9 protein-coding genes are annotated in these 11,477 nt (G+C 39.2%); 3 read left to right on the top strand and 6 right to left on the bottom strand.

The window, feature by feature from the left end:
* Positions 1-125 precede the first annotated feature (125 nt).
* Positions 126-1,139 carry a LacI family DNA-binding transcriptional regulator gene (locus CRO04_RS20100; protein ID WP_097006030.1) on the top strand — a complete coding sequence of 338 codons (1,014 nt, stop codon included), beginning with the start codon at positions 126-128 and terminating at the stop codon, positions 1,137-1,139.
* Positions 1,140-1,200: 61 nt separating this feature from the next.
* Here CRO04_RS20100 and adhE read toward each other — a convergent pair whose 3' ends face one another.
* A complete protein-coding gene (gene adhE, locus CRO04_RS20095) occupies positions 1,201-3,831 on the bottom strand; it encodes a bifunctional acetaldehyde-CoA/alcohol dehydrogenase (RefSeq protein ID WP_330400897.1) in 2,631 nt (876 codons plus the stop codon).
* A gap of 433 nt (positions 3,832-4,264) precedes the next feature.
* Between adhE and coaW the strand changes: the two genes are divergently transcribed.
* The gene (gene coaW / locus CRO04_RS20090) at positions 4,265-5,107 is read left to right on the top strand and encodes a type II pantothenate kinase (protein ID WP_097006028.1); all 843 of its coding nucleotides are present in this window, start codon (positions 4,265-4,267) and stop codon (positions 5,105-5,107) included.
* 211 nt (positions 5,108-5,318) lie between these two features.
* On the opposite strand, the gene CRO04_RS20085 is transcribed toward coaW, so the two are convergent.
* From CRO04_RS20085 to CRO04_RS20075, 3 genes are read right to left on the bottom strand one after another with little or no spacing between them, the layout of a single operon-like run.
* Positions 5,319-5,825: a DUF4446 family protein gene (locus CRO04_RS20085; protein ID WP_097006027.1), complete on the bottom strand. Its 507-nt coding sequence runs from the start codon at positions 5,823-5,825 to the stop codon at positions 5,319-5,321.
* 24 nt (positions 5,826-5,849) lie between these two features.
* Complete coding sequence (locus CRO04_RS20080; protein WP_097006026.1) at positions 5,850-6,794, bottom strand: ParB/RepB/Spo0J family partition protein; 945 nt, start codon at positions 6,792-6,794, stop codon at positions 5,850-5,852.
* Positions 6,795-6,796: 2 nt separating this feature from the next.
* Positions 6,797-7,567, bottom strand: coding sequence for a ParA family protein (locus CRO04_RS20075; protein ID WP_097006025.1), 771 nt, complete (start codon positions 7,565-7,567; stop codon positions 6,797-6,799).
* A 229-nt stretch (positions 7,568-7,796) separates the two neighbouring features.
* On the opposite strand from CRO04_RS20075, the gene CRO04_RS20070 reads away from it, so the two are divergent.
* Entirely contained in the window at positions 7,797-8,747 is a 951-nt protein-coding gene (locus tag CRO04_RS20070; RefSeq protein ID WP_097006024.1) for an alpha/beta fold hydrolase, read from the top strand.
* 69 nt (positions 8,748-8,816) lie between these two features.
* Here the strand turns inward: CRO04_RS20070 and rsmG are convergent, their stop codons facing one another.
* Both rsmG and mnmG read right to left on the bottom strand, forming a co-directional pair.
* Positions 8,817-9,548 (bottom strand): 16S rRNA (guanine(527)-N(7))-methyltransferase RsmG, encoded by a 732-nt coding sequence (rsmG, locus tag CRO04_RS20065; RefSeq protein WP_097006087.1) that lies wholly within the window; start codon positions 9,546-9,548, stop codon positions 8,817-8,819.
* A gap of 10 nt (positions 9,549-9,558) precedes the next feature.
* Positions 9,559-11,460 carry a tRNA uridine-5-carboxymethylaminomethyl(34) synthesis enzyme MnmG gene (mnmG, locus tag CRO04_RS20060; protein ID WP_097006023.1) on the bottom strand — a complete coding sequence of 634 codons (1,902 nt, stop codon included), beginning with the start codon at positions 11,458-11,460 and terminating at the stop codon, positions 9,559-9,561.
* Positions 11,461-11,477: the final 17 nt, after the last annotated feature.

Raw genomic sequence — 11,477 nt, 5'->3', positions numbered from 1 at the left:
TATTTACTGGAGTAAACTTAATTGCAATTAATAATTAAGTTAAATATAGTATTTTATTGACTTAATTAACTTAATCTGTTAAGTTGATTAAAAGAAGTATACCGGTAAGAAAGGAGTTCATCCTGATGTCTATAACAGCAAAAGAGCTTGCCAGGCTGCTGAATCTGTCGGAGGCTGCAGTTTCCATGGCTCTGCATCATAAACCTGGAGTCAGCACTCAGACAAGAAAGAAGGTCATAGAGACTGCCAAAGAGCATAACTATGACTTTTCAAGAATAAAAGAGAATACAGTAAGCGCCAGTCCCCAGGGCATGATACAATTTATCATATATAGAAAAAACGGTGCCGTGGTTTCCGATACCCCCTTCTTTTCCCAGATATCAGAGGGAATTGATGCTGGCTGCAAAGAGGCCTGTTATTATCTGAATATCACCTATCTCTATGAAGAAGATGATGTCCAAACCAAAGTCTCTGAAATGGTACGTCTGGGCTGCAGGGGAATTCTGCTTCTTGGAACAGAGATGGGAGAAGAGGACTTCAAACCATTTTTGAATCTCCCGGTTCCGGTGGTAGTGGTTGATACTTGCTTCGAAAACCGGAGCACGGACTGTGTCATTATTGATAATGTGCAGGGTTCCTATTCTGCGACAAATTATCTGATCAGAAAAAGGAAAAAACAGCCGGGATATTTAAAATCCTCTTATCCAATCAAGAATTTTGAACAAAGATCAGACGGATTCTATCAGGCAGTCAGAAAAAACGGCATGTCCGTTTCCAATTCAAAAGTTCATAAATTATCTCCGTCCATGGATGGTTCCTATGCAGACATGGCGGCTATTTTAAAGCAGGGAGAAATCCCGGCTGACTGTTACTTTGCAGACAATGATCTCATTGCAGCCGGAGCCATAAAAGCACTCAGGGAACATGGCTACCGGATTCCCCAGGATGTTGCCATAATTGGTTTTGATAATATGCCCTTATGTACCTTCCTGGACCCACCTCTCACTACCATTCATGTGCCCAAGCAGTATATGGGAATGATGGCTGCAAAGCGTTTAGCAGAACTGATTGCCACCAAGACCTCTTACCCTGTGAAGCTCGAAATCAGCACCACTCTGGTACTGCGAAAGTCAACTTAAGGCACAAAAAAAGAACGGATTTGAAAATTAATCCAAATCCGTTCTTTTTTCTTTTTTATATTTATTTACCGTAGTAAGCCTTTAAATACATTTCCTTAATTTCACTGAACAGCGGATATCTTGGGTTTGCACCGGTACACTGATCATCAAATGCATTCTCAACCATCTCATCCAGTGTGTCTAAGAAGTACTTCTCATCTACACCGTAATCTTTAATTGTTGCTTTAATTCCAACGGCCTTCTTTAATTCTTCAATCTTAGCAATGAATTTCTTTAATACTTCCGCATCATCTTTACCGTCAATTCCGCAGAATCGTGCGCACTCCGCATATCTGGCAAGTGTATGGGGATACTGATACTGTGGGAAGGTTCCCATCTTAGCAGGTACTTCTGAAGCGTTGAATTCCATAACCATGGTAATTAACAGTGCATTTGCCACACCATGAGGAATGTGATGGTAAGCACCTAATTTATGTGCCATAGAGTGGCATACACCTAAGAATGCGTTGTTAAATGCCATACCAGCCATACAGGAAGCATCTGCCATCTTACATCTGGCTTCCACATTGGTTCCATCGTTATAAGCAGTTGGCAGGTATTCAAATACATTCTTCATTGCCTTCAGTGCAAGACCATCGGTATAATCAGAAGCCATAACAGAAGCATATGCTTCCAGAGCATGAGTCAGTACATCGATACCAGAAGCGCTGGTCAGACCCTTTGGCTGGCTCATCATATTGTCCGCATCAACAATGGACATATTCGGCATTAACTGATAATCTGCAAGAGGATATTTAACTCCTGTATTCTGATCTGTAATAACTGCGAAAGAAGTCACTTCAGATCCAGTACCAGAGGATGTTGGAATTGCTACAAAATAAGCTTTCTCACCCATCTTCGGGAATGTGTATACTCTCTTACGGATATCCATGAAACGCATTGCCATATCCTGGAAGTCCACTTCCGGATGCTCATACATTACCCACATAATTTTTGCTGCGTCCATTGCGGAACCGCCGCCCAATGCGATGATTGTATCAGGCTGAAATGCCTTCATAGCTGCTGCACCGGCCTCAGCATTCGCAAGGGTAGGATCAGGCTGAACATCTGAGAATACAGTGTAAACAATTCCCATTTCATTCAGTTTATCAGTAATTGCCTTGGTATAACCATTCATGTAAAGGAAAGAGTCTGTTACCACAAAAGCTCTCTTTTTGTTATATACATCCTTCAACTCACTAAGGGCAACCGGCATACATCCCTTTTTGAAATAAACTTTTTCCGGATTTCTGAACCACAGCATGTTCTCTCTCCTCTCAGCAACGGTTTTAATATTCAGCAGATGTTTTACGCCAACATTTTCAGAAACAGAGTTTCCGCCCCAGGAACCGCAGCCCAGAGTCAGAGATGGCTGTAACTTAAAGTTATAGATATCACCGATACCGCCATGAGAAGATGGAGTATTAACAAGAATACGGCAGGTTTTCATTGCAGCTGCATGTTTTGCCATTTTTTCAGTTTCATTTACATTCACATAGAGGGAAGCTGTATGACCATAGCCGCCGTCTGCAACCAGCTGTTCTGCCTTTTCAATTGCCTCATCAAAGGTTTTCGCTTTATACATTGCCAGTACAGGAGACAGCTTTTCATGTGCAAATTCTTCCTCAATATGAACGTTTTCAACCTCACCAATTAAGATCTTGGTTGATTCCGGAACTTCAACACCTGCAAGCTTCGCAATGGTATGAGCCTTCTGACCAACAATTTTGGCATTGAGTGCGCCATTAATAATAATGGTTTTACGTACCTTTTCAATCTCATCGCCCTTTAAGAAGTAGCAGCCTCTTGCTGCAAACTCTTTCTTAACTGCGTCATAAACTTTCTCAAGAACTGTAACAGACTGTTCAGAAGCACAGATCATACCATTATCAAATGTCTTGGAATGAATAATGGAGTTAACTGCCATCTTAATATCAGCCGTATTATCAATGATAACCGGTGTATTACCTGCACCTACGCCCAGAGCCGGCTTTCCGGAAGAATAAGCTGCCTTTACCATTCCAGGTCCACCTGTTGCCAGAATAATATCTGCACTTCTCATAACCTCGTTTGTTAATTCCAGAGAAGGTACATCAATCCAGCCAATAATTCCTTCTGGTGCACCAGCCTTGACAGCCGCTTCAAGAACTACCTTCGCAGCAGCAATCGTACAGTTCTTAGCTCTTGGATGTGGGGAAATGATAATTGCATTTCTTGTTTTTAAGCTGATCAATGTTTTGAAGATTGCAGTTGATGTAGGGTTTGTGGTAGGAATAACAGCTGCAACCAGACCGATTGGCTCCGCAATTTTCTTAATACCAAAAGCCTTATCTTCTTCAATCACGCCGCAGGTCTTTGTATCTTTATAAGAATTATAGATATATTCAGCGGCATAATTGTTTTTAATTACTTTATCCTCTGCAACACCCATGCCTGTTTCCTCAACAGCCATCTTAGCAAGAGGGATTCTTAACTTATTGGCAGCACTTGCTGCTTCATAGAAAATTTTATCAACCTGCTCCTGTGTGTATGTTGCGAAGACTCTCTGAGCTTCTCTCATTGCCTCCATTTTTGCAATCAAGGTATCTACACTATCAATTATCTGGGGAACCTTAACCAGTTCTTCTTTTTTTGCCATTTGAATTTCCTCCATTTTTTAAGTAGCAATCCCATTGGTTTCTTAATCGATATTTTTTTAACGATCTTTATGTTTTAATTATATTCCATCGTTATTTTTTTGTCAATGTGATAAATCACAAAAATATACATCGTTCGATAAAATTTTTATGTATTTTTAATAAATACTTTTTTACTTATTTAAAAATTAGATAAAATCAAATAAATCCGTTAAAATCAAGGGTTTTAAGGGTTGTTATTACTATAAAATAATCAACAATCCCTTATACATTAAATTACAATCAGTTTTACCCCAGAATATATAAGGAAACACTTCGTTTCAGTCACGATTCTTTGGACCTATTTAAAAACTTGTGGTCTACCTGTAATTATGGTATAGTTAGCCTTACTACCTGCATCAAAAAGGTTTATGCAGGCTAAATCAGATAACACGTTTTAAGGGGATATTTATGAAAATAACCATTGGAATTGATCTTGGAGGAAGTACAACAAAGATTGTTGGATTTCAGGATCATAAATTAAAAATACCGACATTTGTAAAAGCTGATAACCCGATAGCTTCCTTATTTGGTGCTCTGGGGAAGTTTATTTATGATAACAGCATTCAATTAGATGAAATAGAAAAAATCATGATTACAGGCGTAGGCAGCGCTTATGTGGAGCAGCCTCTTTACGGAATCCCAACCTATAAAGTAAACGAATTTACCTGCAATGGTCTGGGAGGCCAGTATTTTACCGGATTGAAAGATTTAATCGTAGTTAGTATGGGAACAGGTACTTCCTTTGTACAGGTGAATGGAGAATCTATCGTCCATACCGGTGGCCTTGGAATCGGAGGAGGAACCATTGTCGGACTTTCCAGTCTTCTTTTAAAGACACAGGATATCTCTCATATTATGGATCTGGCCAGCAGAGGAAATCTAAGTAATATTGATTTACAGATTCAGGATATATCAAAAGCCCCTCTCCCGGGACTTCCTTTAAACGCTACTGCCTCAAACTTTGGAAAAGTAAGAGGTTTTGTATCCGATGAAGATATCGCCATCGGAATTATTCATATGGTACTTCAGGTAATAGGTAAGTCCGCCATCTTGTCATCATTAAACAGCAACATCAATGATTTTGTCATGACGGGAAATCTTTCGAAATTTCCTCAATGCAGGGAGATTTTTCAATCCCTGGAGACCATGTTTGATGTACACTTTATTATACCGGAGCAGGCTGAGTATGGAACTGCTATCGGTGCAGCTCTCACCGAAGAACACCATATGGAGATGACTGAGATCCGTTAATTAAAACGTAATCTCTCTTTCTTCATGGTAAGTGACTGGATTACAGCTTTGACATTTTGTTAATAGAATATTTATAACAAGTTATCGTCAACCGAATGCAATCTGCTCAAAGCTGGTCCATATTCTTCAATCATTGCAGCTCTTGTTTCTCTTCTGATATTATGGACTTCCCTTAATTTATATAATAAAAAACACGGTAAACACCGTGTCTTTAAGAATGATATCCTAATGCCCGCTCCAGAGCATCTTTCTCTTCGCTGCCTAACAGCACTTCTGTCTCTCCTCTTTCTACTTCTTTAATGTAGACATAACAACCTTCTCTGCTGTGAACCGAATTCAGCACAAATCCACTGTTTGTATAATCCAGTAATGCCATAGCAAAGCTTAAATTACCTCCCATACCTTTAAAAGCATTATACTTTACAAGACCAAATTTTTGAAATGCGCTTCTGTAATTTTTATTTGTATTTCTCAAAGAATCTTTATTAGCCCGATCTTCCGCTTTTAACTGTGTAATATCCTCCATTTGTTCCATGATAATTCCTTCAAGCGTTTCTGCATCTTTGCCTCTCATGAAAAAATCATATCTTCGGTACAACTTTCTAATTTGAATAATACATATAATCACAACGATCAGCAGTATTAATGTAAGCACAGATAATCCAATGATCAAAAAGGCAGGATCAACCGGCAGCTGATTTAATATACTGTTATCCATTCTTTCGTCCTCACTTCCATGATGTTATCTTATGGATTCTAATAACTCTACTATTCTTTCCAATTCTGCCTCAGAATAGTACTCGATTTCGACTCTTCCTTTATTTTTATCCTTGCGGTTAATGCTGACTTTTGTGCCCATGGCAGTTTTCATTCGATCTTCCAGTTCCCGGAAAATCAATGAAATGCTTTCATCCTCTTCCCGGGCTTCCTTCGGTTCTTTCTTTTTTGACAATGATTTTACAAGCTTTTCCACTTCCCTGACACTGAGATTTTCAGCCACAATTTTACCAGCAAGCTGATATTGTAAATCCCGATCATCTACTGTTAACAAAGCCCTGGCATGTCCGCTGCTAATCTGATTCTGAATCAGCATCTCCTGAATCCGATCATCCAGCTTTAATAACCGCATACTGTTCGTTATGGTAACCCGGTTTTTAGCAACACGTGCTGCAATTTCTTCCTGCTTTAAGCCAAACTCCTGCATTAGGATCGAATATGCCCTTGCTTCTTCTATTGGATTCAAATCTTCTCGTTGTACGTTTTCTATTAAAGCAATTTCCATAGACTGCTGCTTCGTATATTCCCTGATCACTACGGGAACTTCTTTTAAACCAGCCAGTTTTGCTGCACGCCATCTCCGTTCTCCAGCAATAATCTCATAGAATTCGCCTTTTTTTTGAACCAGAAGAGGCTGTAAGACACCATATTCCTTCATGGATTCAGCCAGTTCCAGTAATGCGTCTTCACGAAATTCCTTTCGCGGCTGATTATGATTGGGCTCTACCATTGAAATTTTTATAAATATTTCTTTCCCTGTATCCAAATCCGCTTTCTCTTTTTCCGGCAATGCTGCCGTATGGTCAGCTTCTTTATGATTTTTCATTTCCTGTTCTTCTGCTGCAGATTCCATTACTTCATCTCCAAAAATCGCACCAAGCCCTTTTCCTAAACCTGTTCTCTTTGCCATATCTAGATCTCTTCTCCTCTGCTTATAACTTCTGCCGCCAGTAACCGATAGCTTTCTGCTCCCGCTGACCTGGAATCATATAAATTAATCGGCATTCCATGGCTTGGAGCCTCTGCCAGTCTGACATTTCTGGGTATGATTGTTTTATAGATGTTCTGATTTAAATTGTTCTTTACACTCTCTACAACTTCCAAGGAAAGATTGGTTCTTGCATCATACATAGTAAATACGACTCCTTCCATTTCTAAAGAAGGATTCAATTTCTTTTTTACCAAATTTACTGTTTTTAATACCTGGCTAAGTCCTTCCAATGCATAATATTCACACTGGATGGGTACTAATACGGTGTTTGCTGCAGTTAAGGCATTAATTGTCAATAGACTCAATGACGGAGGACAATCTATAATAATAAAATCATAGTTTTTCTTGATTTTTTCAAGATATGACTTAAGGAGCATCTCCTTATTTTCGATTTCTAACAACTCTATCTCAGCTCCAGCCAAATCCACATTTGATGGCAATAGATCCAGATTATCCTGAACGTTAGTAATCAAACATTCTTCTATTTCACACTCTCCAACCAACAGATCATAGATGGTACGCTCAATTGTTGACTTTTCCATACCAAGCCCGCTGGTTTCGTTTCCCTGTGGATCAAAATCCACAGCTAATACCCGTTGTCCTGACTCCGCAAGACAAGCTGATAAGTTAATTGCAGTAGTCGTTTTACCGACTCCGCCTTTCTGGTTTGCTATCGCAATGATTCTTCCCATTTTTAATTTTCTCCTGTTACAACGTCCGGAAATTGCAGTTCAAACTAGAGTATATCATACTTTATTTTTTTTTCCTATGGTTTGAAGTAAAAAAAATACAGAATTTACAAAAAATGTTTCACGTGAAACATTCTACCAAGTTTAAGAATAAATTAATATGTTTTCCGTTGTAAGTCTATATTGATTATATTATAATAAGAAGAGATTATCCGTTATTAGGAGGTAAATAATGAAAACTACGAGTAAATTACTAACCCTGCTCATTCTTTCAGCAAGTACAGCTGCGACCACTGCAGTTATTAATAAATTCGTCAAACTCTCTGCTTCATCTAAAAATATACTGACTGATGCAAAATCCTTATGTTACAAATGGCGTTTTGGCAACATTCATTATACAAAAACAGGTTCAGGAAAACCACTTCTCTTAATTCATGATTTAACCGCATGTTCCAATGGTTACGAATGGAATAGTTTAATTTCCTTATTAAAAGAACAATATACTGTTTATACCATTGATCTGCTTGGATGCGGCCGGTCAGAAAAACCTGATTTAACCTATACAAATTATCTCTATGTACAGATGATCACTGATTTTATCAAATCAGAAATTGGACATCGAACCAATGTAATTGCTACAGGCGCCTCAACAGCATTGGCACTTATGACATGTAACAATTCACCTGAATTATTTGATCAGATTATGCTGATAAATCCGGAGAGTCTCATGACCTGCAGCCAGATCCCCAATAACCATTCCAAAGTTTATAAGTTTATTTTGGATCTTCCTATATTAGGAACTCTTCTATATCATATATCAGTGAGCAAACAATCGATAAGAGAAGAATTTACAAAGAACTTTTTTTACAACCCCTATTCTGTGAAAAACTCTATAATTGATGCCTATCATGAAGCGGCTCATTTAGGAGACTCACCAAAGTCGTTATATGCAAGTGTAAAGTGCAACTATACTAAGTGTAATGTGTCAAATGCTTTAAGAAAAATCAATAACAGCATATACATTACTGGTGGACAGGAGATGGATCATATCAATGATGTGATTATTGAATATCAGAAGTGTAATCCTGCTATAGAAAGCTCTTTAATTCCTAACAGTAAATATCTCCCACAAATGGAGAATCCAACCAGCTTATATCAATTAATTCAAATGTACTTTTTATAAAAAATGTTTCACGTGAAACATTCCTATTGAGATCCTTATTGACCTCTTGGATGTTTCACGTGAAACATTTTACTTTAATGGCTCCTTTGAAGGTAATCCGGCTTTCCTCGGATACTTCTTAGAAATAATATTTACTTTTGAAATTTCTACAAATGATCTCTCTGCTTCTGTCCCAGGTAATAAAAATCGTTCTGTTCTCACTATTTTACCACCAAGAAGAAATACAGCGTGCTTTGCTTCTGTTAACTCTTCATCTATCTTACCAGATTTATAAGGTATAAAACATCCCCCCACTTTTACAAAAGGCATACAGTATTCTGATAATGTACTTAGATTAGCAACAGCCCTGGAAACACAAATATCATATTGTTCCCGATGTATTAAATCTCTGCCTAAATCCTCCGCTCTTCCATGAATCGATTTGATATCATTTAACTCCAGTTTTTTTATTACTTCATTAAGAAAATTAATTCTCTTATTCAGAGAATCCATTAAAGTGATTCGCAGCTGAGGAAAAGCGATCTTTAAAGGTATTCCTGGAAACCCTGCCCCTGTCCCAACATCGATAATACTATATGGAATAGAATTCAAATCTTTCCTTACTTTAATCAATGATAAGCTGTCTACGAAATGCTTCGTTATTACTTCGTCCAACTCAGTGATTGCAGTAAGATTCATAACTTTATTCCATTCAATCAATAACTCATAATATTCAAAAAATTGATCTAATTGTTTCTTTTCTAAATCTATAGACAATAGCTTCAATTCTTCCTGAAACTTCTTATAAAAAGCTTCCGCCATATTTTTCTCCTCATTCCTTCTGTTCCACATTCTTGTGATATCTCTTCTGTTCTAAGTAAACCAGTAGGACCGAGATATCTGCAGGAGATACTCCTGATATTCTGGATGCCTGTCCGATAGACATTGGTTTATACAGATTCAGCTTTTGAATTGCTTCTCTCCTCAGCCCCTTCACTTCCGCATAATCGAAATCCATCTGCAGCTTTCGATTCTCCAGTTTCTTATATTGTGTCACCTGCTGTTTCTGTCTGCGAATATATCCTTCATACTTAATATTGATATCCACCTGCTCCACCACATCCTCAGGAAGAGGTACTCGTTTCAAATCAATATCAGTTAACATAATATAATTTAATTCCGGTCTGCGAACCAATTCCGCTAAGGTTGTACCTGTTTTCAGAGGCGTGCTTCCATGGTTCTCCAAAAACTCCTGCACCTTTTCAGATGCACCGATATTTGTTGCTTCCAGACGCTTAATTTCCAATTCAATGGCCTGTTCCTTCTTTAACAGCTGTTCATACCTTTCATCACTGACCAGACCAATTTCATGTCCAATTCCCATCAGACGAAGGTCTGCATTGTCCTGACGCAATAAAAGCCTGTACTCTGCCCTGGATGTCATCATACGATAAGGTTCAAGATTTTCCTTGGTAACCAGATCGTCGATCAGGACACCGATATATGCCTGGGAACGGTCTAATATGACCGGTTCTCTCCCCATAATCTTCCTTGCAGCATTAACCCCTGCCATAAATCCCTGAACAGCCGCCTCTTCATAACCAGAACTTCCATTAAACTGACCACCGCTGAATAAGCCGCTGACAGCCTTAAATTCCAAAGAAGCATTCAGCTGTCTGGAGTTAATACAGTCATACTCAATTGCATAGGCATTTCTCACGATTTTTACATTCTCCAGCCCCGGAACAGTCCTGTACATGGCATACTGAACATCCTCCGGCAGGGAGCTGGACATTCCGCCTAAATACATTTCATTGGTATAAAGCCCCTCTGGCTCAACAAATACCTGGTGGCGCTCTTTATCCGGAAATTTGACCACTTTGTCCTCGATGGAGGGACAATATCTGGGGCCTGTTCCTTCAATTGCACCAGAATACAGAGGGGAGCGGCCCAGATTATCTCTTATTATTTCATGGGTACTGCTGTTGGTATAAGTCAGCCAGCAGGAGATCTGCTCCTTCTGAATGGATGCAGGATCTGTAGAAAAAGAGAAAGGTACTACTCTCTCATCCCCAAGCTGCTCTTCCATCTTTGTAAAATCGATACTTCGCTTATCTACTCTCGCAGGAGTACCTGTTTTAAAGCGCCTCATTTCAATTCCATTGGCCTTTAAGGAGTCTGTCAAGTGGTTTGCTGCCTGCAGTCCGTTAGGACCTGTATAATTGCTTACATCACCGTAAATACATCTTGCTCTTAAATAGGTCCCTGTTGCAAGAACAGCTGCTTTACAATGATAAACAGCTCCGGAAAAAGTCTTAACCCCTGTCAGAACACCCTGATCAGTCAGTATCTCAGATACCTCCGCCTGTCTGATAGTCAGATGGTCCGTATTTTCCAGAACATTTCTCATTGATCTTGTATAATCCTGTTTATCCGCCTGTGCCCTTAAAGAATGGACGGCAGGTCCTTTAGACTGGTTGAGCATTTTGGACTGAATAAACGTCTTGTCAATGTTTTTTCCCATCTCACCGCCTAAAGCATCCAGTTCTCTTACCAGATGGCCTTTTGAGCTTCCCCCGATATTGGGATTACAGGGCATGAGGGCAATACTGTCCACGCTGACCGTAAACATAATTGTCTCCAGGCCCAGCCTGGCACATGCCAGGGCAGCCTCACAGCCGGCATGACCAGCGCCGACCACTACAACGTCATAAGACTCCTCTAAATACTGCATCTTTATCTCCTCTTTTC

Source organism: Lacrimispora amygdalina (genome assembly GCF_900205965.1).
GTDB lineage: Bacteria > Bacillota > Clostridia > Lachnospirales > Lachnospiraceae > Lacrimispora > Lacrimispora amygdalina_A.
The sequence above is the reverse complement of the archived record's forward strand: the minus strand, read 5'-3'. Positions and strand labels throughout refer to the sequence as shown.